Origin of the sequence: Lysinibacillus sphaericus OT4b.31 (assembly GCF_000392615.1) — a bacterium.
Taxonomy (GTDB): domain Bacteria; phylum Bacillota; class Bacilli; order Bacillales_A; family Planococcaceae; genus Lysinibacillus; species Lysinibacillus sphaericus_B.
In genome coordinates, this window is record NZ_KB933398.1 from 3,752,540 (window position 1) to 3,779,032 (window position 26,493).

Below are 26,493 nucleotides of genomic sequence, written 5' to 3' on the forward strand. Positions count from 1 at the left end.
CTTGTCAACACCCGCTGAATGAAGGAGAAAGGTGAGTGTCCAAGCTTGAACACTCACCATCATAATTACGCCTTTTGAATTGTGTAAGTGCCTGGCACGCACACAATTTAGCCACCTATCTTACTGCACAGCGATTAGGGCCAATTTCCATTTCCGTTTGCTCATCTTGTGCTGGTGTGATTTTACCCATATTCACTTGACGAATTTCTTGATATGCATGCGGTTGTGGTGGTAAATTATCCGTTACAACGCTACGGAACTTTGCCTCATCCTCAATAGTTAAGCCATGGTTTTCAGCAAACAATTCACCGAGACGTTTGGCCACTGTACCATCTTCATTTAACTCATCAATGATCATAAAGTGAGCAGGTAACACAACTAAATCATCCGAAAGTTCGCGGTAACGCTTATAAAGCGTTTCACGTAAATCCCCAACCCAGTCTGCTGCAAGACCAGCTAAATCTGGACGTCCAATTGAATCGATAAATAAAATATCACCCGTCAACAAATAGTTACTGTCGACAACAAACGAAGTTGAACCAATTGTATGCCCTGGCGAATAAATTGCACCCACATCAATTCTAGCTGCGCCAATTTGTACCGTAGTACCATCTACTAACGGGGTAAAATCAAACACAACCTCTTCTGCATCTTTCGGAGGTAGATAATACGTCGCACCTGTTGTCGCTGCGATATGACGCCCTCCCGAAATATGATCAGCGTGTAAATGCGTATCAAATACATGCTTAATTTTTACGTTTTTCTCATTCGCAAAGTTTGTAAATACTTCTGTGAAACGAACAGCGTCAATAATTGCTGCCTCGCCCTCAGAGATTATCATATAAGAAAGACAACCTTTACCTAAACGTACAAATTGATAAAGCTCACCGCCACCTGTTAAATCGCCTACTTTTATCGGCTCTAAATATTCACTCCACGTTTTCATACCGCCAGCCAAATAACTGGCTCTTAGCCCCGCTTCCGCTAACATATCGGCAACCATCAGCGACGAGCCTTCTTTCGCACAAACAACTAGTACATCTTTGTCAGTCGGGATTTTTGCTAAAATACCTTCTACGCCGTCTAATAGCTCGAAATACGGAACATTAAGGTACTCAAACTTATGTCCATCAATTTTCCAATCCTCAAATGCATCCGCATTTCGTACATCTAAAATAAATAATTCTTCATTATTAATTACTTTTTTCGCTACATCCGCAGCGCTCCATTGTTGTACTGACACTGAATGTACCCCCTCAGGTATTGTTTTTCTGATTTTTTTAGCGGGAAGGACAAGCCTCTCCGCTAATTTTTATATACACGAAAATTAAAACGTTAAAGATGGGGCTGCATCTTTAGCAAATTCTAAAAATGTTACAGCACCTCCAACCTCAATACCAGCTACAAAATCGTCTGTTGTTAAGCCCATTACATCCATTGTCATTTGACACGCAATAAATTTTACACCTAACTCCTGCGCCATCTCTACTAACTGCGGTATGCCAGGGACATTCGCTTTTGCAAAGCCTTCAGCGAAATGTTCTGTTCCGTCAGGCATTGGTAGTGCATGCATACCTTGTTTATGAATTAATTTTAACCCTTCAAACGTAAAGAAGATGGCAACTTCCTTGTCAGAAGCCGCTGCTGCTGTTGCGATATTGAATACCTTATACGCGTCAAAGAGACCACCATTACTTGCAATAATTGCTACTTTGTTTGACATATTAAATTCCCCCAATTAGATAGTTTTTATTAGTTCGCCCGTCCAAGCTGTCATACCTGGAAGTACGTTATAAACCTTTGTAAAACCATTTGCAACAAGCTTTTGCGCCGCGAAATCGCTACGCTTTCCTGTACGGCAAATCACATATATCTCTTGTTCTTGGTCAAGCTCATAGATACGTGCTTCAAGATCACCCAGCGGAATAGATTTTGCTCCAGCAATATGACCGAAAGCGAACTCCACCTCTTCACGCACATCTAGGATAAGCCCGTTTTTTCCAACCATTTCTGCCAACTCAATTGTCGGTTCAAACGCTTTTCCAACTACCGTATCATTTACGCATTTACGAATATAATGCTTTAACACAGCATCCTCTTCCGTTGTACCAATGTATTGATGTCCTACAGTTTCCGCCCATGCAGCAATATCCGCCTTAGAGCCTTTATCTGTTGCTGATACTTCTAAAATCTGACCATCTACTAAATCAGCCATCGCCTTCTTTGTTTTTACAATAGGCATAGGGCACGATAACCCTTTTGCATCTAGCTGAAAATCTGCTTTAATACGCATAACTTCCTCCTTATACCCATATAGGTATTGTTTTAGGCAAAAAAATATAGAGTGGCGCAAAGAAAATCTCCCCCGCAAACCTCTTACTGCACTTCACCCTCCCAGGCAAGCATGCCCCCAATCATATTTGTGACATCAAAGCCCCGACTTCTTAAATATTGAGCTGCCCTACCACTACGAGCACTTGAACGACAAACCATTACATACGCTTCATTTTTATTTAACTCATGCATACGGAATTCCAATAAGCTCAGCGGAATATGAATGATGCCTGGGATATGACCGGATTCCACTTCATCTAGTTCACGTACATCGACCAGTTTTAAAACTCGCCCCTGTTCTAACGCTTGTTGTACTTCTTTTGCTGAAATCTCTTTCATGATACCAACCTCCTAATAAGCGCTCATGCCTCCACGAACATTTGTTACACGCTCAAATCCTTGTTTCTTTAGTTGCTTACAGGCTTGACTACTACGCATACCACTTTGACAAATAACAACAATTTCTTTGTCCTTTGGTAATTTATCAAAGTTAGAGCCTAGTGGGATATTTTTAAATTGTGGAATATTGCGTCCCTTGTACTCAGCTGGTGTTCGCACGTCCACAAAAATTTTGTCCTTTTCGTTCAACATATTTTTTAATTGTGCTGCAGATATTGACTGGACACCTTTTGTCGGCTTCATTCGCCAAACCAAAAATGCAATAACGATAACAATGATAATCCATGTTTCCAAGTGATAGCTCCTCTCAATCACATACTATAAAGGGTATATTAAATTCATCTGCTTTTCACGACTAAATCCATCGCTTCTTGAATAGCAAAATTCACCTTCTCCGAATCTCCTTCAGCAGTCGCTACACAATTCAACAAGTTCTCGCTGACAATGACGCCAATAGTCCGATCAACTGCTGAACGTACGGCAGATAGCTGTGTAATAACATCCTTACAGTTTTGCCCATCTTCCATCATACGTAAGATTCCACGCAATTGGCCTTCCATTCGCTTCACTCGATTTGCTGTTTTTGCGTCGTATGCCATTCTTGTGCACGCCTCCTTCCGATTCAAGATATTTAACTTGCTTACGAGATTCATATTATACCCCACCAGGTATAATGTCAACGTGTAAGCTCAAACTTATTTTGTTGAAATTGTTGTTAAGGTTTATCTGTCAGTTCGCGAGTTCTATCCGCCGCTTCAAATGGTTTATCCGTCACTTTGCCAGTTCTATCCGCCACTTCAAGTGGTTTATCCGTCACTTTGCCAGTTCTATTCGCCACTTCAAGTGGTTTATCCGTCACTTTGCCAGTTCTATTCGCCACAACAAAAAATCCCTGATATGAGGGAATAAAATACCGCTCATATCAGGGAGATCTTTTATTTTATTTTATTTTGCTAGCTGCATTGCTGGACCAAAGAATTCATAGTGAATTTTTTCGTCTGCTACGCCAATTTCATGTAAGTTTTTAATAACCGCTTCCATAAAACCAGTTGGGCCGCATACATATACATCTGTATTATTCGCTATACTTTCAGCCAGTAACTCTTTAGTGATGAGCTTGTCTTCATCAGAGTATAATGCTGTGTATGTTGCATTTGGAAGAGTATTTACTTTTTCTTGAATATCATCACTAAATGCGATGACATTCTCATTGCGCGCGCATTGAATGAAGTTCACTTCATTTGTCGCATCGTCTTTTAGAGATTGAAGCATACTATTTAAAGGTGTTACGCCAATGCCACCACTTACAAATGTGATGGGTGCAGCTGTTTCTTCTAAAACAAACAGACCTGCCGGAACACTTACGTCTACTAAATCACCAACTTGTAAAACGTCGTGAATAAAGTTAGATACTTTACCGTTTGGTGTATGATCGCTTTCACGTTTTACTGAAATACGGTAACCTTGCTCCGCTGTCGCTTGAGAAAGTGTATATTGACGGTTCATTAAGTATTCTTCACCAGGTACTTTCACTCGAAGGCTAATGTATTGGCCTGGCTCATAAGCTGGTAATGGCGTGCCATCTTCATTCACAAAGTAAATAGAAGTTACTAGGTCACTTTCAACTTCTTTTTTCGCTACTTTTAGTGGTTTGAATAAACGCCATCCACCATTAACCTCTGATTTTTGATATAACTCTTCTTCTACTTGAATGAAGACATCTGCAATCATACCGTACGCTTCAGCCCATGCGTTAATAATGTCGTCTGTTGCTGCATCTCCCAGAACTTCTTTAATCGCTTTTAATAAGTGTTCTCCTACAATTGGGTAATGCTCAGGTAAAATACCTAAACTACGGTGTTTATGAGCAATTAACATAACTGCTGGTAAAATCGCCCCTAAATTTTCTATATGAACAGCTGCGGCATAAACAGTGTTTGCTAACGCTGTTTGTTGACGCCCTTGTTCTTGATTCGTGTGATTAAAAATATTTAATAATTCCGGATGAGCCTGAAACATATTTTTGTAAAACGTCTTTGTAATTGCTACACCATGAACTTCTAATACTGGAACTGTCGCTTTAATAATTTGTACTGTTTCTTGTTTTAACATATCGCATACCATCCTTTCATGATTACAATATAACGTTTTGATTCTCTTAAAGCAATATATAAAATACATCTTTAACAAAATAGACATAATTCATGTATTTTAAATACATCTTTTTAAAAAGCATTCATATTACTATGAAATAGAGGATAATGCTATAATTATTTATGAACTTTAGAAAGTAGGGTGTTCTAATGCGATTAACTTTATACACGGATTACTCCCTCCGGACACTCATTTATTTAGGAGCGAAGGAAAACGACCAACTATCCACTATTCAAGAAATTTCAGACGCCTATAATATATCAAAAAACCATTTAATGAAGGTGACACACCAGCTTGGACAGCTTGGTTACATCGAGACAATCCGCGGACGTGGTGGTGGTATTCGTCTGGCGATCGATCCAAAGACGATTACGATCGGTGAAATAGTACGTCATACAGAAGAAGATTTCCACTTGGTGGAGTGCTTTGATAAAGAAAATAACCTATGTAAAATTGCCCCTGAATGTCAGTTAAAAGGCGTACTTTATGAAGCACTCCAAGCTTATTTAACTGTTTTAGATCGCTATTCACTCGATGATTTTTTACATTCCAAGGAAAAATTAATGGCTTTACTGCTTGGCAAATAGCAATACCCGCTCAACCAGAAGTTGGACGGGTATTTTTTTAATTAGCTGACATTTATCCATTTGTAGTAACGCACCCTCCAAGGATAGGACACCGCCTCGTTAAACTAGCTTTTTCCACAGTTTTAAATAGGTTTCACGACAAAAAAAAAATCGAGGAATTTTCGCCTCGATTTATAATGCCTTTGAAAACATAATCATATCTAAGGCACGTATACCATTTTCATAGATAGGTTCTGGATAACTACTAAAAAAATCTTTTTCAATCGCTTCCATACGAAAACCAGACTTTTGATAAAAAGCAATATTATCAATACTAGAATTTGCCGTGCCCACAATGACATTTTTATAACCTTGTGATGCGCTAATCGTAGTAATTTTTTGCACGGCTTCCTTCCCAATACCTTTACCTTGAAACGCCGATAAAATGGCAATATTCTTAAGTTCAATGGATGTTGCTGAGTGCGCAATAAGCAACGCAATACCCACTAATTTTTCACCGCACTTAATCTCGTATAAGTCACCGTCATTCATATACTGACGAACGGCTACCTCACTTTCATCCGCAATCAATAACTGTGGCAAATAGCTTTCACGTGGGCCCTCCACCTGTTCTAGAGAGATACAGTGACGCACAAAATCATTGCGTTCAAAGACATTTAAAACACATGGTTGTTTTTCCTTCACCTCTAACCATGTATGCTCTTGCGGATAATCCTGCTCTACACCTAAACGAATAAAAGGCAACTTCTCTTGCGCCTTTTGTGAGCGAACATTAACCTTTCTTGCCCCTGCAAAAACGCGCTTTAGCCCTAACTCAAAAAACGCAATATCAAGTATCGCCGTTTTTGCCTCTAGATTATAGCCCTTTCCCCAGAACTCATAACCAAGCCATGAACCAATATGACAGCTCTTTTTCGTATGATCTATAAACATCAGTGCTGTCACACCGATGACTTGTCCTTCCTCGTTCAAGACAACACGTGGAACGGTCTTACCCTCTTCTTCATCTATACATTCTCGTTTAATAAAATTGATCGTATCTTCTACTTTACCGGCAGGTAACCCAAGTGTATCTCGCACCTGTGGCATAGAAGATAACGCATGTATCGCTTCTGCATATTTAATGTCGTGTTTCACTAAAGTTACTGCCATACCTTATTCCCCTTTAATCGTTATTACGTTTTTTATACCAGACATGCAGCGGATTTTTTTCTTCATCCTCTACTGGTAATTGTATCATTTGAAATGTTCGTTCGGCATCAGCCTTCTGTAGATCAGCGTATACCTCACTTGAGCGACCTAACCCTACCGCTATGGCATCTGCTAGTGAATTAGCAAAATAAGCCTTATCCACACCAGCCATTGCCATCGCGCCAAAGCACATTGGGCAGGGGGCACCGCTTGCATACATCACTGTACCACGTAAATCTATAGAAGCTAGAATTTTCTTGAGCACGTCGTAAGGCTAGTAGCTCAGCGTGACCTGTGCTATCTGGACGTAGATGCAGCTCATTGACGCCCTCGCCAATAATTTCGCCATCTTTTACTAATATAGCTCCAAATGGCTGCCCGCCTTGTGCTACGTTTTCAAGCGCTAGCGCCACAGCTCGTTCCATCCACTTATTCATATATACTCCTCCATATATTTAATTATACGTAATTTGCCAGGATACACCGAAACGATCCGCAATCCAGGCAAATTGCTTAGAGAAGCCATAATTGTCCAGTGGCATTAAAGCTTGTCCACCTTCTAATATTTGCGCTGCAAGACTTCCGACTTCTTCGAGTGTCTCACATTCTACAAAAATAGATGTAGCAGGTGTAAAAGTAAAATCATGCTTAATGACACTATCATTCACCATAATTTTCAAACCTTTTAAATCGAGAACAGCCATTGCCACTTGTTGAGTATTTTCCATATAAGTCAAACTTTCTACTGTTAAATCCGTAAACCATTGTTTATATTGCTCGATTGCATCATGTGCTTGTCCTTGAAACATTAAAAATGTTGTAGCGCTTTTCATCTGTTCAGCTCTCCTTCATATTTTAGAATCCATTCGGCTGGTGTCATTTTTGAAACAAGCTCGCCAATCAAATCATAAGGGATATTTTTCGTACTCGTAAAACGAATGCAGCTTTTCCCCATATTCAGTTTTGTGGGTACACACTTGGCATACTCGTCTTGAAACCAAGAGAGCAATGCCTTATCCGTATAGATACCCATATGATATAAAGCTATATGCCGCTTTTGAGCAGCAAGACTAATAAACGGGAGCGGAGTATTTGGCGTTACGTGATAACCTTTTGGATATGTCGATAACGGCACAACATAGCTTATCATGTCATAGTACATTGTTCGTTCAAAGCCTTCGGGTAAATTAACTTCCACTACTTCCACTAGCTTAGCCAAACTTTCGCGCCATTTTTCATCTACTTGTTCGATATAAGTACTCATACTGTAACCCTCACTTTTAAAATCGTATCTTTTGCCCCGAATTATATATCTCACTTTTCAGATAACTTTAAAGCAATTTTTAATTCCACACTACATAATAAAGTAAAACTTCAATCCAAAGGGGGTTTCTTCCTCCTCTACGGATTGGTAGTTGAACCAATGTGGCATTTAAGGTCAGCTGTTCGACAACCTCGTGTAAAATTATAAGCCTGTAATCGCTATTGTCCCATATATGCTTTCTCGGTGCTTTTTTCGTGAAAGTTTTCTTTTTTCATCATGCAATGCTTTCAAGAAACTTACTCACGAATATATTATGCTTTCCTTCACTTTTTGCTTTACGATATAACTCCTTCGTCTTAAAGCCTTGTCTTGTTATGTCCCGCATTTCCTCTAAACGAGCTGCCTGCCGTTTCTTCCTTTTTCGCGCTATATATATAACGAGCCCAGTCCTTTTGATACCCTGGTGTTAGGCCATCATAAAAGACTACATCCTGAGCATTATCTACAAGCTTTTCTCGCAATTGAGGAACCATTCTTTCATAGTCGCTAACACATTGACTATTTGCCGTCTTTTTCTTACCACGGGCCATACTATCTCTTAATGCTCAAAATTGAAAACGTCTCATCGTGAGACATCAGACTTGCAAATTTATAATCACTACTGACAATGTATTTCTCTTCATCTACTTGAATCGCAGGGAAAATTTCATCACGATGTATAAACTGTTCATATTTTTTATTACCCTTTTTCGGATAAACAAAAAATAAATAGCCCTGCTCCACTAACACATTAGCCTTGAGCGCACTGTTTAAATAAGTTACCATGTCCTCAACAGAAAACACAAAGGAAATGATACGATCATACGGGGCATCCCCTGAGTGCGAAATCCCCTCCAATATCACATCTTGTGGCTGGTTTAGAATAGTAATTGAGCGTCCACCCTGTAATTTAAACTTCTTTTGCATGTCTTTCTTTCGCACCTCTTTCAATTTCCTATATCCTAAATTTACCACAAAAAAAAGAGAGGTGTCTCAAAAGTTAGAGACACCTCCATTTCTGTGCTAAAGTATTGCATTGGACACAAAATTATTAATTCATAATGGAAACATAGCTATTTAATTTTTGAAGATGCAACCAAACCTTTTATAATGGGAATTGCTGTTCCAATCAGTACGAATGGTAGGAACCACCAGCCTAATGTTTCTACTTTCTCTAAAGCAATACGAACCATCTGGAATGAGATGAATGCAAACAAAATTAAGCAAAAATTTTTCACTTCATTCAATATTTTTCGGCTATTTAAATAAAATTGTTCAACGTTACTTTCGTTTAAACGTGCAGGATAGTTATGCATATGTGGTGCTTTTTCAAGTAGCCCCATTAACACCCACAAAAATATCCCTACAAACGGAAGGATAAATAATTCAATTTTGGAGCCCCATCGATTTACCTCTCCTCCACCGTTAAAATGCGCTGGAATTTCATCGGGTATTTTTCCCCACATCACAATAATATATAAGATAGACACAACAAATACCCCACCACCAATATAGTCCCACATCTTTTCATATGTCGTCTTCGGTAATTTTAGAACTGGTCTATACATTTTTCCACATCCTTGTTTAATCTTAATTAATTTTACGTATTACATCCTCTTAAGTTTCAAGTTCACTTAATGCCATTGCCCAAAATTCTATTATTCTACGACTTATTTCTCTAATTTGTATAATAATCACTACAAAAATACTCATAATACTTTGTAAATTCCATATAATCTGATATAAATGATATATATACATATTTCACTTTTTTGTAACATTTCTACTAATCTACTAAGAAAGGATTTTTCAAACATGCGATTTACTATCTATAAGAAATTATTACTCGGCTTCCTAATTGTCATTTTTGTATTAGTTGGGACAATAGGTTTAAACTTCAAACAGTTAAATTCAGTAAATAGTACGTACCGTGATTTACTCGAAGAACAAACGACAAAATCTATTAGTATTCAAGAGCTCAAAGCTATCGCAAAGCAAGAGATTGTTAGTATGCGAGGCTATCTACTACTAGGCGATAAACAAAATCTCCAAAATAATAAAGATTCCCGCGATGAATTCAAACAAAAATCTGACGACTTAATGGCATCACTCGAGTCCCAGAAATCTATTGAATTATTAGAGGCTATTATTAAAAGCGAGGAAAATGTTCAACAGTTCGCAGATCGTATGTTTACTTTAAAAAATGATGGGCAAACCGAACAATACGAAAAATTGGATAGCACTCAAGGTCGCCTCATTATCAAACAATTTGATGAGCGAGTTGAAAACCTAGCCAATTATCAAAAGGAATTTGTAGATTCAAAAATTACTGCTACATCAAAAGAAATTCAATCTATTAAGTTTCAGATGATTTTACTTGGAGGATTTGCCGTTGTCATTAGTCTGATAATTGCCATGGTAATGGGAAGCATTATTTCCCGACCTATCAATGGTATGGCCAAAGCAGCAAAAAAAATAGCTGAGGGCGATTTAACAGCTGAACAAATTCGCATCAAGAACCGCGATGAGGTTGGCGATTTAGCCCTTGCTTTTAATCAAATGGCTCAAAATTTAAAAGACGTAATTACAAATGTACGTCAAAACACAGTACAAGTTAGTGCTTCTGCTGCGGAATTAACTGCGAGCGCTGACCAAACGATTCAAGCAACGGAGCAGATTACATCTTCCATTCAAGAAGTAGCTAGTGGCTCTGAAGCCCAGGGAAAAAATGCTACCGACAGCTCTGCTGCAATGAAAACTATGACAAAGGGTATCCAGCAATTAGCAGCCACAACCGCTGCTGTTTCTGAACTCACAATAGAGACAAATACAGAGGCAAACAAAGGAAATGACTCACTACAACGCGTCATTACACAAATGGATACCATTAATACTGCCGTATTAGAATCTGCTGCAGTTGTTAAAAATTTAGGAAACCATTCGTTGGAGATTGGGAATATTATTAACATTATCACTGATATCGCAGAACAGACCAACTTATTAGCACTGAACGCTGCAATCGAGGCAGCACGAGCAGGTGATCATGGTCGTGGGTTTGCAGTCGTTGCAGATGAAGTTAAAAAATTGGCAGAACAATCTAAAAAATCAGCTGAGCAGATTGCTGGTTTAATCTCAGAAATCCAACAAGATACAAAACGGGCAGTAACGGTGATGGATACCGGTACTGAAGAGGTTCAGATTGGTATACAGGTTGTAAAGGTCGCGGAGGAAGGCTTTTCAAAAATCGTCGAACTCATTGCCCAAGTATCTATGCAAATTCAAGAGGCGACAACCGTTTCCGAAGAAATGTCATCGAGTGCTGAACAAATTTACGCATCCTTCGATGAAATTGCCACAATCGCACAAATGTCATCCGCTAACCTGCAAAATGTGGCTTCTGCCTCTGAAGAACAATTAGCGACAATTGAAGAAGTGGCCGCTTCTGCAGCTACACTCTCTACAATGGCTGAAGAATTACAAACACAAGTTTCACGCTTCAAGGTACAAAATGAAGAGGCTATATCATAAGCCCCTCTAAATAAATAGCAAGAATCTGCTGACTTCCATGAAAAAACAGCAAGCCTCTGTAGGTGCATAGGTGTCTATCGAGGCTTGTCTAGTTTTCTAGCAGATTATTTTCTTCAGTGAGACACAGATGAATATTATGCATAGTAAGGTCAAATTTTTCTGTCAGTATGCATTCCACATTAGCATTTATATTTATCGCTTAATCCTTGTAGCGTAGCTATAACTGCTGCTTCTTCACCAGAAACCTGTAAAGTAGCATATTTTCGTACTTCATGCATGCCCACACAGACACTTTCCTTTGCCTTCACAAACATTGCTTTATCGTTAGCATCATTACCAAAAGCGATAAAATCCCCTTCCAGAACACCTAATTTTTTTAAGCCATTCCATTTATCAATACCACTAGGACTCATATCGACAATATTTTCTGACGTATGCTCATATAACGAAATCGGTAGTTTTACTAGCTCTGCCATTATTTCTTTATGTTGTTCACCGGGAAATAATACAATTTTCACAATGTCCTTCAGTTCATCAAGTACTACTTTTTTTGCAAGCTTCAGTGGGTCTAAATTTCGGTAAATCGGATGGTCTTCACTACCTGTGTACGCGTAGTCCCAATCACCATCGATTAAATACGGTAGTTCAAATGTATAAATAATTCTTGAAATTGCTTCCACTATTTCTTGTGGAAAGGTGCTTACTTCAATCGTAACCGCATTCTTCGCGACGAATGCGCCGTTGCCACCGACCATCGGAAGTTTTCGCAGTGACTCAGGTAATACGGGCAATAAATCACGGATTGGACGTGCTGACGCAAAGATTACTTCATGGCCATTTTCCATACAACTTTCCAGCGCAGTAGTTATACCTTGGCTCAATGGCTGTCCTTTAAAACAAATCGTACCATCTAAATCAAATACAAATTTCATTGTCACGCCTACTTTCTATGTATAGAATCTCCACATATTATCTCATAGAAAATGGGTGTTCTTACAGCAATTTATCAATTTCAATGGATGCTAAACACAATATTCCATGCTAACAAATTTGCTACCCCACATTAAGACAGAAAACAAAAAATTTTTAGAATATTGTTGACAGAATAACGATATCCAAGTATTATTGCTTTCAACAACACATTGTAGGCCTAGATTGGAAATAGTAGAGATGTCTGTGTACTTGTAGAGAACCGGTGGGTGGTGCAAACCGGGAGACACACATTTTGAACTCGTCCATGAGCTACTCCCTGAACTATAACTTCGCCAAAGCGTAGTGAATAAAGTAAGGGATGTCGGATTCCCCCGTTATAAGGATAGACAGTAATAGCTGTTGATAAGGGGACTTTTTCTGTAAAGAAAAAGTCAATTAGAGTGGTACCGCGAGCAAAAACTCGTCTCTATATTTTTATATAGAGACGGGTTTTTTTATTTTTAAAGCCGATTGTGCGCGTTAATATCCGACTACCACTGCTTGGATGCGGCATGCTCAGCTTGCAATATTTTAATTAAACAAAAGGAGTGTTTGAAAATGGGAAGAAAAATTTGGGTGTTTGATACAACTTTACGTGATGGCGAGCAAGTACCGGGAGCAAAGCTGAACTTATACGAGAAAGTAGAGATTGCACAGCAACTCAAAAAATTAGGCGTCGATATTATCGAAGCTGGATTCCCTGCTTCATCACAAGGTGACTTTGATGCTGTGAAAGCTGTCGCACAAAAAGTCGGTAACACGAATGATATTATGATTACTGCTTTAGCGCGTGCAGTACAGGCAGATATCGATGCTGTTTACAATGCTGTAAAATACGCCGAGAATCCAATGATTCATATGGTGCTTGGCACTTCTGACATTCATGTTGAAAAGAAATTTAGTAAATCCAAAGAGCAAATTCTTCAAATTGGGGTGGACGCTGTAAAATATGCAAAAACACTGCTACCGCAAGTCCAATATTCTACAGAGGATGCATCTCGCTCTGATTTTGAATACCTATGGAAAACAATAGAAGCTGTCATGAAAGCTGGCGCCACGATGATTAATGTGCCTGACACAGTTGGTTTTGCAGTGCCAGAGGAATTTGGCGCGATGATCTATAAACTAAACGACCGCATGAAAAATCTTAACAACCGTGTTCTGCTAAGTGTTCACTGTCACAATGACCTTGGTATGGCAACAGCTAACACACTTGCAGCTATTAAAAATGGGGCTGACAAAGTTGAATGTACCATTAACGGTATTGGTGAACGCGCCGGTAACGCTGCACTAGAGGAAGTAGTGATGGCATTAAAAACGCGCAGTGCTGTCTACAATGCTGAAACACACATCAATACAAAAGAAATCATGAATACTTCACGTCTTGTATCTAGCTTTATGGGCTTAGATGTACAAGTGAACAAAGCGATTACTGGAGACAATGCCTTCGCCCATTCATCAGGTATTCACCAAGATGGCCTATTAAAATCACGTGATGCCTACGAAATTGTACATCCTGAAGACGTAGGACTAGACGACATGGAGCTAGTTTTAACTGCACGTTCAGGTCGACATGCCGTGAAAAACGCCTTAGAAAAACTTGGATTTTCAAATCTTTCTACTGAAGAGTTCGAAGGTATCTTTGACGGCTTCTTAAAGCTAGCCGATGCCAAGAAAGAAGTATACGACCATGATTTATATGTAATTGTAGAAAGCTATTATGAAAAGCACGATGCAAATCACGCCAATGCTACTCATTATAGCAATCAATTCTTTGATTTCGCTGACCTACAAGTCGTCAGCAATGCAAGCTTCCCATCTGCAAGTGTGAAGATTCGTAAGGGCGACGAAGTATTTAAAGCTAGTGCAGTTGGGTCTGGCCCAATTGATGCGTTGTATTCGGCAATCGCAGAAATTACAAAAATTGATGTGAAGCTAGTGGAGTACAATATAAATAGTGTCTCTCGTGGAAAAGAAGCGCTTGGTAAAGTAAAAATTACAATCGAACATGAAGGTGAGAAATATATCGCAAAAGCAGCGGATACAGATATTTTAAAAGCAAGTGCCCTTGCCTATGTTAATGCTATTAATAGCATCGTTGTAGCGAAATTAACCCCTGTTATGAACTAGGTAATTTTTGAGCAATTTAAGCGAACTGGCTCAACAACATTATTGATATTCATGGAAAAGCAGTATGACGAGGAAAAAAGTCATACTGCTTTTGTTATTTATTGACTGTCATTTACTAATTTTTGATATTCTTCTTCAATCAAGTCAACATCAAGACGCTCAAACAGCGGCGTCACCTCTCCAATGACTGATGGCAGTGCCACTTGCTCATGCCACATCATTTCCTTTACACCTAACATATCTCGAATTTGTCCAGCTGAAAACGGTAGAAAAGGCTGCAGTAGCTGACTAAGATTGGCGATAATATAGACGCACGTTACAAGTGTTTGATTTCCTGCCTCAACGTCATTCTTCACTTGCAACCATGGCTGTCGTTCATCAAAATAGCGATTTGCTGCACGAACGTATTCAAAAATAGCTTCTAAAGCCTGCTTAAAATGCCCCGCTTCAATACTAATACCGGCTTCACTAAACAAGCGAATCGTCTGCTTCCTTACATCTCCATCCACCTCAGCCTGTGGGACTTGGCTGGCAAATGACTTTTCTAAAAATTTCAATGTACGATTGACAAAATTACCGTAAGCGCCAAGTAGTTCACTGTTATGACTATAGATAAATTCGCGCCAAGAAAAATCAGTATCGCGATTCTCTGGGGCATTCATCGTTAGAAAATAGCGAATGGAGTCCGCATTATAGCGACTTAATATATAAGGAACCCATACAGCCCAATTTTGGCTGGTCGATAGTTTTCGCTTCTCTAATGTCAAATATTCGTTCGAAACAATATGTGTTGGTAATGCCTTCGCTCCAATGCCCATTAAAATGGCGGGCCAAATAACTGTATGGAAAGGGATATTATCCTTGCCATGTATATAGTACGAGATTGTGTCTTCATTCCATAGTTCCTCGATGGCCACATCGTGCTGTTTAGCCCATTCGATACTTGCGGTTAAATAGCCAGCCACAGCTTCAATCCACACGTAAATCTTTTTGCCCTCAAAGCCTGGCACTGGTACATTTACACCATTCGGTAAATCTCTTGTTACTGCACGATCAGGCACACCTTCGCCCAAATAACGCTCTGTTAAACCTAACGCATTATCGCGCCAACGTTTCTCTGCCTTTGCATCAGCTAAATAAGTCTCAAGCCTTCCCTGAAATTGACTGAATGTAAAATAAAAATGTTCTGTCTCTCGAATCACTGGCTCATTCCCACATATTTTACAGCGCTTATCAATTAAATCAAGCGGATCTAAAATTTCCGAACAATTATCGCACTGGTCTCCACGCGCCTTCGCACCACAGTTCGGACAAATCCCTTCCACAAAACGATCAGGTAAAAACTGCTTATCCGTTTCACAATACGCCTGTTCAATCTTCTTTTTATATAAATAATTATTTGCTAAAAGCTGTAGAAAAATGGTCTGCACTGATTCGTGGTGGTGCTGAGCATCTGTTCTTGTATACATATCATACGTAAATCCTAACTCCTGAAAACATTGTGTAAATTCATCATGATATCTATTGGCAATGGCCTCTGTTGTGGTGTTTTCCTGTGTAGCTCGAATTGAAATCGGTGTACCATTACAGTCACTACCTGAAACATATAAAACTTTCTCACCTTTTTGTCGGTAATATCTAGCCAAAATATCACCTGGTAATAATGCGGCGATATGACCTAAATGCAACGAACCATTCGCATATGGCCAAGCGCCTCCAATAATAATCGTCATCCTAAGTTGCTCCCCTCGAAAATGTCTATCAAATTCACCTTGGCGTATCTGGTGTATTGCTCTGGCGCAAATAACATCTGAAACGGCCGCAAAATAAAGATAAAAAAAACGCCCTAATCATTACTGATTAGGACGAGTATACCCGTGTTACCACCTATATTTACAAATAGCTCAAACTATTTGCCTCAATCAGTACGTCCACATATGAGAGATACTGCTGCTGTTGTAACGAGTACCATCTCGTCGTAGCCTACTTGCCAAAGCTTTCGGTACGAAGCTCAAAGGTCATTTTCAAAAGGGTTCATTTACCTCATTTCCACCAGCAGAGGCTCTCTATTAAATGCTTGTCCAATTTACTTTTCCTTCTCAACGCTTTTCTTAGATTGGCACCATTTTACTCTTTTCCCTCAAAATTTGCAATGCAAACATTTGGAGTTGAAAACGCTAAATGTCGATAAATGAGTAAAAGTTGTGGATAAACCGACGAAATTTCTCGATAAAGTGAAACTTCAATCAGTGCCCACTGATTGTTAGTTGAACCAATCGGGCTTTTACATTCCGTTGATCGACCGCCTCGTTACTTTGCATTTGAGGTGGGCGGCTTACTGACCGTTAATGCGGGATAAATATAAAAAGTTGGGCGATAAATTTTAAAATGTTAGAGATAAATGCTAAAGGTTTTTAAAATTAGTTTAGTACGGTTAGCAGTTCCTTTAGATCATCAATGACAACATCCGCTTCTTGTAATTCACTTTCCTGTGCAAAATCAAAGCGTACACCAATTGAAAGAAGGTGATTATCTTGAGCCGCTTGAATATCAGAGACACGATCACCGACAACTGCTCCATGTTGAATGTTATTTTCTTCAATTACTGTACGAACCAAATCTGATTTGTGACCACTTGAGATGGACTGAATACTATAGATATTTTTGAAAAAGCGTGTTAACTGATAAGTTTCAACAATGGCTTGCAAATACTCGATTTGACCATTACTTGCTATGTATAAATTATAGGTTTCTGCTAGAGTCGTTAGGGTTTGCTCTGTATTCGGATACAATGCGCCTCTACCCTGCTGTATCTGTTCGATAAGTTTTGCATGGAATATAGTATTACTGTCTTCACGAACTTCCAAGGAGTGCTCTGGACATAATGTTTCCCATACGACAGGTAAAGGAACACCCATAATTTCACGATACTTTTCAATTGGTGTATCCTCTTGCCATAAGCCCTTTGCACGCAGTACATCAAAAGTCGATGTAAGGGCTGGCTCCAAAATAAGATTGGTTTGAAATAAAGTGCCATCCATATCAAAAATAATTGCATTTTTCATAAAGTTGCTCCTTCCTATGAACCTTAAATCTAAGAATATAACGTTGCTACTTTCGTTAAGGTTCATTTCATGTTTTTCCACAGTTTCAAACAGTTGTCACCAATCCTTCTTTGAATATGTTGCAAAAAATAAGCGTCTCAAAAGTTAGAGACACTTACTTGTTACTATTAATCAAAAAACTCCATATGCACTTTTTCTTTTTTATAGTATTGTAATCTATCCTGTAAAGTACCTGTATGAAATTCAAACTTATGACCATCTGGATCCGTAAAGTAAATGGATTTTTCATCCCTCACATCTCGCTGTCTACCTTCTAAAATATTGACATTATAATGCATTAGTTTCTCATACATTTTATCGAAATCTTCTTCAAGAATTGAAAATGCAATATGTGTATAGGATTGATGAATCTCATTGCGCGGGATATCCTTCTCTACATTTAAAGCAAGCCACAGTCCATTCAGATCGAAATAAGCTGTGTTGCTACCTTTCACTAATAATTTTGCATCGAAGACGTTTTTATAGAATGCTATGGAATTACCTAAATTAGAAACTGAAAATAAAAAATGATTGATGTTTTGTATCGTCACGCACGGTCACTCCTTACCTATTCCTCTATAACTATGAACATACGCATCCTTTGTTCATGCAACATTCCTTATTAAAAAGTAGAACACAAATATCTTTGTTCCGTCATGCTTATTTCTTTTTTCCTTTCTTCAATCCTTTGGAAATTTTCTTCCATTTCCGCTGTTCGTTTAATCTTGCCTGTGTATTGGTTTTACGTTCCATAAATGCGAGTTCCCTCTGTAACTTGAAGTAGCTTTGTAAACGTGAGCTTTCAAGTGCCCCATCTATGATCGCTTGCTGAACTGCACAACCTGGCTCCTCTTGATGCATGCAATCTCGATAGTGACAAGCAGCAGATAGTTCTTCAATATCTTTAAAACTGGCAGAAAGACTATCTCCCTGATCCCATAATTGCAGCTCACGCATTCCTGGCGTATCAATTAAACAACCTCCATTTGGGAGTACAATTAACTCACGATGTGTCGTCGTATGGCGGCCTTTAGCATCGTCCTCGCGAATATCCGAAACTTTCATGAGTGTTTCGCCACTGAGTGCATTTGTCAATGTAGACTTCCCGGCCCCTGAAGAACCAAGTAATGCACCCGTTATCCCCTCAGTAAAAAGAGCACGAATATCTGATAAGCCTTCCCCAGATAAAGCACTTGTCACAAAAATATCTACACCAAATGCGATAGCTTCGACCTCACGTAACATAATCTCGACGTCTTCACATAAGTCTGCCTTTGTCAGTACAATAATTGGCTTGGCGCCTGAGTCCCAGGCTGCTACTAAATAACGTTCTAAACGACGTAGATTAAAATCAGCATTTAAGCTCATTACAAGGAGTACAACATCGACATTTGAAGCTACAATTTGCTCCGTTATTTCTCGACCTGCAACCTTACGTGAAAAAACTGATTTTCGTTCAAATAGTTTATGAATAATTGCCTTTTCTTCGCCAGCCATTTTCTCGACCAACACCCAATCTCCAACAGCTGGGAAGTCTTCTCGTGCTAGAGAAGTATATGCGAAATGCCCAGCAATCGTTGCTAGCCACTCTCCTTCTTCTGTCAATACACGATATGAGTGTTTATGCTCTAAAGTCACTCGCGCCGGGATACAGTTGGCTAATTTCGACTCCTCTTTAAACGTCGTCATTTGCTCTTCAAAATATGTTGAAAATCCTAAAGTTGTTAAATTCAATTCGTTTTCCTCCTGATATATGCATGTTATTTACGCTTCAGCATATTTGTGCACAAAACATCTATGCACTCACCGAAACTTTATCTTTATGCAGCATTTGATTTGCTGAAAAAATAAAAAACCTTGTAACTGCAATTCGGCAGTTACAAGGTTTCACAGCACGTTCAAGAGAATGTACAAGTAGCCTTATTTATGTAGAAGTTTAACTAGCTACTGAACAAGGTCTAACATGTATATTTTAGGCGTGTGAAATTGAACAAACCGAATTGCAATTCGCTAAAAACAGATCTATTCATCATGTCACATCACCTACTTCCATTTATTTGTTTCCAATATATCTAAATTTTGCGAAATTGTCAATTCCAAATTATCAAGCATGTAACCACTCCCCCCATGCATACAATGACTAAGACCACTTTTGCAAAGGAGATGTTGAATTGTCGAAAATCGTTTCTATCAGTACATATCAACCACCTTACACATTACATCAAGCAAATGCTGAGGAGCTAACGAAAGAGCTTTTTCATAAAAAAGTCGCACGTTTAGAACGCTACTTAAAAGTCTTTGAAAGCGGTGGTATTGAGACACGCCATTTCTGTGTACCTGCCGAATGGCATCGTACCGAGCATACTTTTGAAGAACGTAACAACTTATATATTGAGTTGGCAACAGCATACAGCGTTGACGTCATACAAGCCTGTTTACAAAACGAAGCGTTCTTAGCAACACCGATTTGTCCTGAGGAAATCGATGCCATTATTTTTGTTAGTAGTACGGGCATTTCAACACCAAGTATTGATGCTCGAGTTATGAACCAACTTGCCTTTTCAGACAGACTAAAACGCATGCCACTTTGGGGACTTGGTTGTGCTGGTGGAGCAGCTGGTGTCAGTCGTGCCTATGATTTCTGTAAAGCACACCCTCAAGCAAAGGTACTTGTTGTTTGTGTCGAACTTTGCAGCTTAACCTTTCAACCAAACGACTTTTCAAAGAGTAATTTAATAGGTGCCTCTCTCTTTGCCGATGGTGCAGCATGTATTCTCGTTTGTGGAGATGACGTCACAATACCTACAAGAAAGCCGTCACCTTCCATACTCACAACTGGCTCTAAATGGATGCCAGATTCTGAAGATGTAATGGGCTGGAATATTAAAAACAATGGACTTCATGTCATTTTCCAGAAAAGTATCCCTGCTATTATTACGAACTGGCTTGGTCCATTTATTGAGCAATTCTTAGTAGAACAAGAGCTATACAGTGAACAGCTTGATCATTTCATTGCTCATCCTGGAGGTAAAAAAGTGCTGAAGGCCTATGAGGATGCATTGTATCTTGCGGAACAAAAAACCGACATTTCTCGGGAAATATTAAGACGTCATGGAAATATGTCATCCCCTACAGTGTTATATGTATTAGAGCAGTTTATGTTAAAAGAAGGTCAAGTAGATGATGTTGGTTTGCTCGTCGCTCTCGGTCCCGGCTTCTGTGCGGAAGCTGTATTACTTAAATGGAGGGAGTAGCATGTTTTTTTATATTATCTTGATTCTTGTCATTCTACAAAGATTGACAGAAGTCTCTATAGCGAAACGTAATGAAAAGTGGATGCTTTCGCAAGGGGCGTATGAAGTAGGAATAACGCATTATCCCTACATGGTAGCCATGCATTTCAGCTTTTTTCTATTTTTAATAACCGAAGGGAGCACCAATAACAATGGTCTTTCGCCCTTATTCCCTTTATTCTTTTTACTATTTATTGCGGTGCAAGCACTACGTATCTGGTGTATCCATTCACTAGGACCTTTTTGGAATACAAAAATTATCATATTGCCTGGTGCGGAAGTAGTGCGAAAAGGACCATATACATTTATGCGTCACCCTAATTATGCAGTTGTTTGCTTGGAAATTCTTTTACTACCTTTAATGTTTCAAGCTTACTTCACAGCATTTTGCTTTACACTTTTAAATATTACAATGCTTTCTGTACGCATTCCCATTGAGGAAAAGGCATTGCGTGAAGCAACAAACTATAACAAAATATTTAAAAAGGAACTACCTCAAAAGTAATTTGAGGTAGTTCCTTTTTAAAATAGAAATATCTATATGAAACCGTTGATTTCCGCTACGACGGACGCTTTTTCGAGGGCATGGCATCAGTCTCCTCGTCGCTACGCTTCTGCGGGGACTTTTCGCTCATGCTATTCCCGCAGAAGTCGCCGCCTGCGCTCCAATCAACGAGTGTAAGTCTATAAATGATTGAGATGATGGATAGGAGGACGAACAACTGCTTTTTTTTAACTTTATCTATTCATTAGTAGCATCTCATGCCCCGTTGATTTCCGCTACGGCGTACGTTTTTCGCGGGCGTGGCTTCAATCTTCTCGTCGCTACGCTCCTGCGGGGCCTTTAGCTCATGTATGCCCGCAGAAGTCGCCGCCTGCGCTCCAATCAACTCATATTCAACGACATCGAAGAAGGCAGAAGACCGTATAAATCCAATCCACTACAATGCGCAAATTGTCCGTTATTAGCTCCATGTACGACGAGTAAGCATCATCGGAGGAATGGTACAACCTGTTTGTTTCTGTTAACTCCAGTCCCAATTAAATGGATCTACTAAGTTCTCCCACGGTTCATTAAATTCTTCATCAGATAATAAACACGCATCCAGCTCTTTTACAATGGCTTTTTTATCTAATTCAATGCCAATAATGACGAGTTGTGTCAACCGATCACCAAATTCTTCATCCCAATCTTCCAGTACTTCAGGACTTTGTAAAAAAACATCCTGCTGCTGTGCCTTAGGTAAAGCCGCTACCCAGTATGAAACGGGTTCAATTTTTGCGGATGAACCTGCTTGTGACAGTAATAGTGCCACTTCCTGATGTTTTGCACTCCAAATAATCCCTTTGGCACGAACGATGGACTCTGGCATATTGTCACACCACTCTACAAATCGCAATGGATGAAATGGCATTCTGCGCTGATAGGTGAACGACGTGATGCCGTACTCTTCCGTTTCCGGTATATGATTTTCATGGCCAATCTCTAACTCCTTTAACCAACCAGCAGATTGTGAAACGCGTTCGAAGTTAAAACGTCCCGTATTTAATATTTCTGCCGGCTCTATAATACCATTAGTTGTCCGAATTAATGTTGCCTCAGGCTGTAATACTCGTAAAATTCTATCTAATATTTCCAGTTCCTCTTGTGACACTAAATCACATTTGTTCAGTACAAGAACGTCACAAAACTCAATTTGGTCAATCAGTAGGTCCGCTACATCCCTCTCATCTAATTCCCCTACCGCTTCCTTACGCTCTAGCAGACTCTCTCCAGATTGAAAATCATGCCAAAAACGATTTGCATCCACTACTGTCACCATTGTATCGAGCTGACAAAACTTTGTAAGATCAATATCAAGTTCCTCGTCCATATAGCTAAATGTTTGTGCAACTGGTATCGGCTCACTAATGCCTGTGGATTCTATCAAGATATAGTCAATATTCCCGAGCCCTGCAAGACGCTCTACCTCCTGTAGTAAATCCTCACGTAACGTACAGCAAATGCAACCGTTTGATAGCTCTACAAATTTTTCTTCAGTGCGTGAAATACCGCTACCCTTCGCAATCAATTCAGCGTCAATATTGATTTCACTCATATCATTGACAATAACTGCCACACGCATATTTTGCTTATTTTGTAGCACATGATTCATAATTGTCGTCTTACCTGAACCTAAATAACCACTTAAAACTGTAACCGGTATTTTCTTTGTCATCTCTCTAATCTCCTTCAAATCGTAATCATTACTATTTATATTTTGTAATTAAAGCACAAAGAATATTAAAGTGCAATATTTATTATTTTAAGTAAACAAGTATTTGACAAATGAAAGTAAACATAATATCTTATGAAGCGTAATTACTACGATTTAAAAGGAGGTGTTTTTATGCGTGTACAAATCACATTAGCCTGTACAGAAACAGGGGATAAAAACTATATCACGACAAAAAACAAGCGCAATAACCCCGAACGGCTAGAACTAAAAAGTATTCACCCCGCGTGAAAAGAGTAATCTTACACAGAAAAACAAAATAAAGTGAAATAAGTACGCCAATCTGTTGAACAAAACTTACGTGTGCTTAATTTGCCACTCAACCAGCTTTTAAACTTATAAAAATTGGCTGATTCAAAAGTATAATAAACTTTTGAATCAGCCTAGTCTTTGTGCAAACCTTATCGTAATAGAAGTTCCTCCTTAACATAATCCTTAACAGTTACTAGCTTCTCTTAACTTCTATTTCAATAGCAAGCTGATTCAACTTCTGTTCTAAGTCATCCAGGATACGTAATTTAGCATCCAACTGGTCCTCGAAGCCCATCGACTGGTCCAATATTTTTTTTACTTGGGTATCTAAATCTGATAAAGTTTGAGAATTTAGAATGGTTTTTCCACTTGAAAGTATAGAATCATTCTTTAAAAGAAGTTCTCTCTGTTCTTTTAAATCAGCTATTTCATTTAAGAGTTTTTCATTCTCACTTCTTTTTTGTTCTATCTCTGTTACTAAACACTGATTGTTGTTATCGGAACCACTCCTTTCACTACGAATCATTCCTAATTCCCCAACAATACTTTCCATTTGTTTGCTTGTTTCTTTTGTAAAATCAATTAGCTTATTTTCGAGATTTTCGATGGCAGACTTATAATCTGCCCCCAGTAGTTCCTGCCGCTCTCCTTTCATTGAAATCAATTCACCTTTAGTGGCTTTTAGTGTTTCTACTAATAGTTCATTTTCCGTACGCAAATCATTTTTATCTTTCAATAAAGCCTCGATTGAAGAAATATGTTTATTTCTTTGATTTTCCCTCACCTGAATATCATCTTGATAGCCCTTCGATGCCTTTTCTAATTCTCGCCTTAGCTTACTAAGCTCTAGCGAAAGCTCTTTTTCTCGATTGATTAATTGTACATTTTCCCGTTCTAGTCTGAGTACGAGTGAATAATAATCGCTAGCTCTAAGTCTTTCCACTTCCTTTTTATATTTGGCTAATTCTGCTCTTAAAAAAATAATCATTTGTTGTAGCTGAATAGGATCGTTATTTTTAACGCTGTCATTATTCACATTGGTACCCCCTATCACGGAATTTTTTTAAGAAAATCAATTATTTCTTCAAATTGCTTTTTGTTAACGTCCAGGATTTCGTCAAGCTGCTTTAAGACCCATAATTCAAATTCTTCATCTACTATTTCACTCTTTCCACGGTTTTCTCCCGATAACAGATAGGCTATCAGTAAATTCAGTGTACTTTTTTCTAAAAATGCAAAACTATTATCTTTCTCCTTACTATTCTCTGGTAATTTATTCAGCTGAGCTATCATAAATTGGCGGATGTGCTCCATCCCAACATTTTGCTCATCTAACTCACTCATTTTCATCCTCCTGTATACGAGTTATTCCATTTAGGTTGATAGGGTTTATAACAGCAACCCCCCCTTTGAGTTGATCACAATATGTAAAGCCCATGATTGTTCCTGAATAAGATAAATTATGTGACCACTTAATCTGAAAGTTCGAAAAGGAAATGGTTTCATTAGGCTCAATCGCTGTTTTTTCTAAAGGTTTAAGCCAAAATTCCTCATTGCTCGATTTATCATTTATTCGTTCCCAACTAGTCGGTCCCTTTAAATTCTGTTTGAAATGCTCATACACATAGCGCCCAGAGAAGGAAAAAGGAGAATCTTCAGGTAGCTTTATACACAAATATGGATTTGTCAGTGGCTGATTGCCCATGTTTCGAATATGGAAGGAACCTAAACACAAACTCTCCTGTTCAGGGTCATAGGAAATATTGAACGAAGAAGTGAAATAACTGATGATGTTTACACTGTCAGGAATAATAAGGTCCTCAACCATCTTTTTAATTTCAATAACATACGATTCCGTTTGTCCTTTAAGTTCATTTATTTTTTGTTCTACATCATTTCTGCCAGTCCTCATTTAACTGCCCCCTATCTAGAGTTTGAAACCACATGATTGAACAAATGCACTAAAACATTCAGTTATAGTGGTGACCCAGATGTAGACATCTTGCTTTTTGCGCTAGGGCTCCACCATCATATTTTAGAACAATAAAAAAAGAGAGGATTACCCTCTCTTCAAGATATGACTTTTAGTTATGTGTTAGCACTATTAACCGCCAGTTGGGAAAATAATTGAGCATTGCTTTGGACGAACTGCAGTTGGACATGAGAACGGTAAATCTGCTCTTGGTTCGCAGAAAGTTGCTAAGAATTCAACAGTAACAGGGAATGTAGACTGGATACTTTGACAAACAGCTACAGTAATTGTTAACGCAGAAAACGTAATTGTACCTGCTCCAGCTGTAAGTGTTCCAGTTGTACATACGAAGCAATCTAAATCTGTATATAATATTTCTACATCTGTCCCTTTAGGTGCACATAATGTAACTTGCTCACAGCGTGAAACCGGAATATCAGTACTTGTGAAAACCGCGCCAGTTGGTAAAGTAACTACAATCGTTAGAATGAAGTTCTTTTGAATATTTAGATGTTGAAGACATACAGTTGATCCATCAATGGAGAATTGACGATTCTCACGGTTTAGGATCACAATTGGATTTGTAGCTGCTGGGATTACTCTACATGAAACAATTGCACCTGTTAAGTCTGTCGTCGCTGTTACGCCTGGGAAAGTAATTGGTCCAGTTGGTGAAATATCAAACGACATCTCCTTTACAATCCAGTCATATACCTTATCGACATTTATACAAATTAATTCTCGATCCTGGGATGGCATATTTTCTTGCATCCTTTTGACACCTCCATAAGTTTTTTATCTTTCGTTTGTAGCATATGTATTCTGGCTATAAGTGTATGGGCTAATAAATAGTTCTACATGATATTTATTAAAAGTCATGAATATCGGCATGTATCATTTTTACTTACAAAAACCTCCTCTTAAAGAGGAACAAGAATGTTAAAAAGAACCGGTATATCTGTAACAGAATTACAATATTTTTAATAAAATATTAAAGG

31 protein-coding genes, 1 pseudogene and 2 other annotated features are annotated in these 26,493 nt (G+C 38.7%); of the genes and pseudogenes, 6 read left to right on the forward strand and 26 right to left on the reverse strand.

What is annotated here, in order from left to right; all coding sequences use genetic code 11:
• Positions 1-115: 115 nt before the first annotated feature.
• From H131_RS17265 to hmpA, 8 genes are all read right to left on the reverse strand, one after another.
• On the reverse strand, positions 116-1,243 hold the full coding sequence (locus H131_RS17265) for an MBL fold metallo-hydrolase (protein WP_010860416.1): 1,128 nt from the start codon (positions 1,241-1,243) through the stop codon (positions 116-118).
• 84 nt (positions 1,244-1,327) lie between these two features.
• On the reverse strand, positions 1,328-1,723 hold the full coding sequence (locus H131_RS17270; RefSeq protein ID WP_010860417.1) for a DsrE/DsrF/DrsH-like family protein: 396 nt from the start codon (positions 1,721-1,723) through the stop codon (positions 1,328-1,330).
• 15 nt (positions 1,724-1,738) lie between these two features.
• Positions 1,739-2,293: a sulfurtransferase TusA family protein gene (locus tag H131_RS17275; RefSeq protein WP_010860418.1), complete on the reverse strand. Its 555-nt coding sequence runs from the start codon at positions 2,291-2,293 to the stop codon at positions 1,739-1,741.
• 83 nt (positions 2,294-2,376) lie between these two features.
• Positions 2,377-2,673, reverse strand: a complete 297-nt coding sequence (locus H131_RS17280; RefSeq protein ID WP_010860419.1) for a rhodanese-like domain-containing protein — start codon at positions 2,671-2,673, stop codon at positions 2,377-2,379.
• A 12-nt stretch (positions 2,674-2,685) separates the two neighbouring features.
• A complete protein-coding gene (locus H131_RS17285; RefSeq protein WP_010860420.1) occupies positions 2,686-3,027 on the reverse strand; it encodes a rhodanese-like domain-containing protein in 342 nt (113 codons plus the stop codon).
• A gap of 44 nt (positions 3,028-3,071) precedes the next feature.
• Positions 3,072-3,332: a metal-sensitive transcriptional regulator gene (locus tag H131_RS17290; RefSeq protein WP_010860421.1), complete on the reverse strand. Its 261-nt coding sequence runs from the start codon at positions 3,330-3,332 to the stop codon at positions 3,072-3,074.
• A gap of 116 nt (positions 3,333-3,448) precedes the next feature.
• The gene (locus H131_RS24620; RefSeq protein WP_155242470.1) at positions 3,449-3,613 is read right to left on the reverse strand and encodes a hypothetical protein; all 165 of its coding nucleotides are present in this window, start codon (positions 3,611-3,613) and stop codon (positions 3,449-3,451) included.
• 65 nt (positions 3,614-3,678) lie between these two features.
• Positions 3,679-4,845, reverse strand: coding sequence for an NO-inducible flavohemoprotein (gene hmpA, locus H131_RS17295; protein WP_010860422.1), 1,167 nt, complete (start codon positions 4,843-4,845; stop codon positions 3,679-3,681).
• 191 nt (positions 4,846-5,036) lie between these two features.
• On the opposite strand from hmpA, the gene H131_RS17300 reads away from it, so the two are divergent.
• Positions 5,037-5,474, forward strand: a complete 438-nt coding sequence (locus H131_RS17300) for an Rrf2 family transcriptional regulator (RefSeq protein WP_010860423.1) — start codon at positions 5,037-5,039, stop codon at positions 5,472-5,474.
• A 171-nt stretch (positions 5,475-5,645) separates the two neighbouring features.
• On the opposite strand, the gene H131_RS17305 is transcribed toward H131_RS17300, so the two are convergent.
• From H131_RS17305 to H131_RS17330, 8 genes are all read right to left on the reverse strand, one after another.
• A complete protein-coding gene (locus H131_RS17305) occupies positions 5,646-6,626 on the reverse strand; it encodes a GNAT family N-acetyltransferase (RefSeq protein ID WP_010860424.1) in 981 nt (326 codons plus the stop codon).
• A gap of 13 nt (positions 6,627-6,639) precedes the next feature.
• Entirely contained in the window at positions 6,640-6,837 is a 198-nt protein-coding gene (locus H131_RS25525; protein WP_010860425.1) for a hypothetical protein, read from the reverse strand.
• Complete coding sequence (locus H131_RS25530) at positions 6,821-7,102, reverse strand: nucleoside deaminase (protein ID WP_010860426.1); 282 nt, start codon at positions 7,100-7,102, stop codon at positions 6,821-6,823. The genes H131_RS25525 and H131_RS25530 overlap by 17 nt, the downstream gene beginning before the upstream one ends.
• Before the next feature lie 18 nt (positions 7,103-7,120).
• A complete protein-coding gene (locus H131_RS17315) occupies positions 7,121-7,498 on the reverse strand; it encodes a VOC family protein (RefSeq protein ID WP_010860427.1) in 378 nt (125 codons plus the stop codon).
• Positions 7,495-7,929 (reverse strand): DUF1801 domain-containing protein, encoded by a 435-nt coding sequence (locus H131_RS17320; RefSeq protein ID WP_010860428.1) that lies wholly within the window; start codon positions 7,927-7,929, stop codon positions 7,495-7,497. Before H131_RS17320 ends, H131_RS17315 begins: the two co-directional genes overlap by 4 nt.
• A 356-nt stretch (positions 7,930-8,285) precedes the next feature.
• Complete coding sequence (locus H131_RS23175) at positions 8,286-8,519, reverse strand: YdeI/OmpD-associated family protein (protein WP_051112159.1); 234 nt, start codon at positions 8,517-8,519, stop codon at positions 8,286-8,288.
• A gap of 1 nt (position 8,520) precedes the next feature.
• Positions 8,521-8,895 (reverse strand): hypothetical protein, encoded by a 375-nt coding sequence (locus H131_RS23180; RefSeq protein ID WP_155242471.1) that lies wholly within the window; start codon positions 8,893-8,895, stop codon positions 8,521-8,523.
• 146 nt (positions 8,896-9,041) lie between these two features.
• Positions 9,042-9,536 carry a DUF1648 domain-containing protein gene (locus H131_RS17330; RefSeq protein WP_010860429.1) on the reverse strand — a complete coding sequence of 165 codons (495 nt, stop codon included), beginning with the start codon at positions 9,534-9,536 and terminating at the stop codon, positions 9,042-9,044.
• A 247-nt stretch (positions 9,537-9,783) separates the two neighbouring features.
• Between H131_RS17330 and H131_RS17335 the strand changes: the two genes are divergently transcribed.
• Positions 9,784-11,496, forward strand: coding sequence for a methyl-accepting chemotaxis protein (locus H131_RS17335; protein WP_010860430.1), 1,713 nt, complete (start codon positions 9,784-9,786; stop codon positions 11,494-11,496).
• Between the two features lie 179 nt (positions 11,497-11,675).
• Here H131_RS17335 and H131_RS17340 read toward each other — a convergent pair whose 3' ends face one another.
• On the reverse strand, positions 11,676-12,428 hold the full coding sequence (locus tag H131_RS17340; protein ID WP_010860431.1) for an HAD-IIB family hydrolase: 753 nt from the start codon (positions 12,426-12,428) through the stop codon (positions 11,676-11,678).
• 210 nt (positions 12,429-12,638) lie between these two features.
• Positions 12,639-12,900, forward strand: a binding site (T-box leader).
• Between the two features lie 126 nt (positions 12,901-13,026).
• On the opposite strand from H131_RS17340, the gene H131_RS17345 reads away from it, so the two are divergent.
• Positions 13,027-14,598, forward strand: a complete 1,572-nt coding sequence (locus H131_RS17345) for a 2-isopropylmalate synthase (protein ID WP_010860432.1) — start codon at positions 13,027-13,029, stop codon at positions 14,596-14,598.
• A gap of 98 nt (positions 14,599-14,696) precedes the next feature.
• Here H131_RS17345 and metG read toward each other — a convergent pair whose 3' ends face one another.
• From metG to rsgA, 4 genes are all read right to left on the reverse strand, one after another.
• A complete protein-coding gene (gene metG, locus H131_RS17350) occupies positions 14,697-16,331 on the reverse strand; it encodes a methionine--tRNA ligase (protein ID WP_010860433.1) in 1,635 nt (544 codons plus the stop codon).
• 125 nt (positions 16,332-16,456) lie between these two features.
• Positions 16,457-16,710: a binding site (T-box leader), on the reverse strand.
• Between the two features lie 308 nt (positions 16,711-17,018).
• Positions 17,019-17,663 carry an HAD hydrolase-like protein gene (locus H131_RS17355; protein ID WP_010860434.1) on the reverse strand — a complete coding sequence of 215 codons (645 nt, stop codon included), beginning with the start codon at positions 17,661-17,663 and terminating at the stop codon, positions 17,019-17,021.
• 167 nt (positions 17,664-17,830) lie between these two features.
• Entirely contained in the window at positions 17,831-18,253 is a 423-nt protein-coding gene (fosM, locus tag H131_RS17360; protein WP_010860435.1) for a FosM family fosfomycin resistance protein, read from the reverse strand.
• 109 nt (positions 18,254-18,362) lie between these two features.
• Positions 18,363-19,436, reverse strand: coding sequence for a ribosome small subunit-dependent GTPase A (rsgA, locus tag H131_RS17365; protein ID WP_010860436.1), 1,074 nt, complete (start codon positions 19,434-19,436; stop codon positions 18,363-18,365).
• Positions 19,437-19,873: 437 nt separating this feature from the next.
• On the opposite strand from rsgA, the gene H131_RS17370 reads away from it, so the two are divergent.
• Together H131_RS17370 and H131_RS17375 are read left to right on the forward strand one after the other, a co-directional pair.
• Entirely contained in the window at positions 19,874-20,956 is a 1,083-nt protein-coding gene (locus H131_RS17370) for a type III polyketide synthase (protein ID WP_010860437.1), read from the forward strand.
• 1 nt (position 20,957) lies between these two features.
• Entirely contained in the window at positions 20,958-21,500 is a 543-nt protein-coding gene (locus H131_RS17375; RefSeq protein WP_010860438.1) for an isoprenylcysteine carboxyl methyltransferase family protein, read from the forward strand.
• 520 nt (positions 21,501-22,020) lie between these two features.
• Here H131_RS17375 and H131_RS17380 read toward each other — a convergent pair.
• Positions 22,021-23,214 (reverse strand): GTP-binding protein, encoded by a 1,194-nt coding sequence (locus H131_RS17380; RefSeq protein ID WP_010860439.1) that lies wholly within the window; start codon positions 23,212-23,214, stop codon positions 22,021-22,023.
• Between the two features lie 171 nt (positions 23,215-23,385).
• Here H131_RS17380 and rpmG point away from each other — a divergent pair.
• Positions 23,386-23,534: pseudogene (gene rpmG / locus H131_RS17385) on the forward strand (50S ribosomal protein L33).
• 182 nt (positions 23,535-23,716) lie between these two features.
• On the opposite strand, the gene H131_RS17390 reads toward rpmG, so the two are convergent.
• The 4 genes from H131_RS17390 to H131_RS17405 form a co-directional block, all read right to left on the reverse strand.
• Positions 23,717-24,559, reverse strand: a complete 843-nt coding sequence (locus H131_RS17390) for a hypothetical protein (protein WP_010860441.1) — start codon at positions 24,557-24,559, stop codon at positions 23,717-23,719.
• A gap of 14 nt (positions 24,560-24,573) precedes the next feature.
• The gene (locus H131_RS17395; RefSeq protein WP_010860442.1) at positions 24,574-24,867 is read right to left on the reverse strand and encodes a hypothetical protein; all 294 of its coding nucleotides are present in this window, start codon (positions 24,865-24,867) and stop codon (positions 24,574-24,576) included.
• The gene (locus tag H131_RS17400; RefSeq protein ID WP_010860443.1) at positions 24,860-25,435 is read right to left on the reverse strand and encodes a hypothetical protein; all 576 of its coding nucleotides are present in this window, start codon (positions 25,433-25,435) and stop codon (positions 24,860-24,862) included. Before H131_RS17400 ends, H131_RS17395 begins: the two co-directional genes overlap by 8 nt.
• A gap of 192 nt (positions 25,436-25,627) precedes the next feature.
• Positions 25,628-26,266 (reverse strand): BMQ_0737 family morphogenetic spore coat protein, encoded by a 639-nt coding sequence (locus H131_RS17405; RefSeq protein ID WP_010860444.1) that lies wholly within the window; start codon positions 26,264-26,266, stop codon positions 25,628-25,630.
• Positions 26,267-26,493 lie beyond the last annotated feature (227 nt).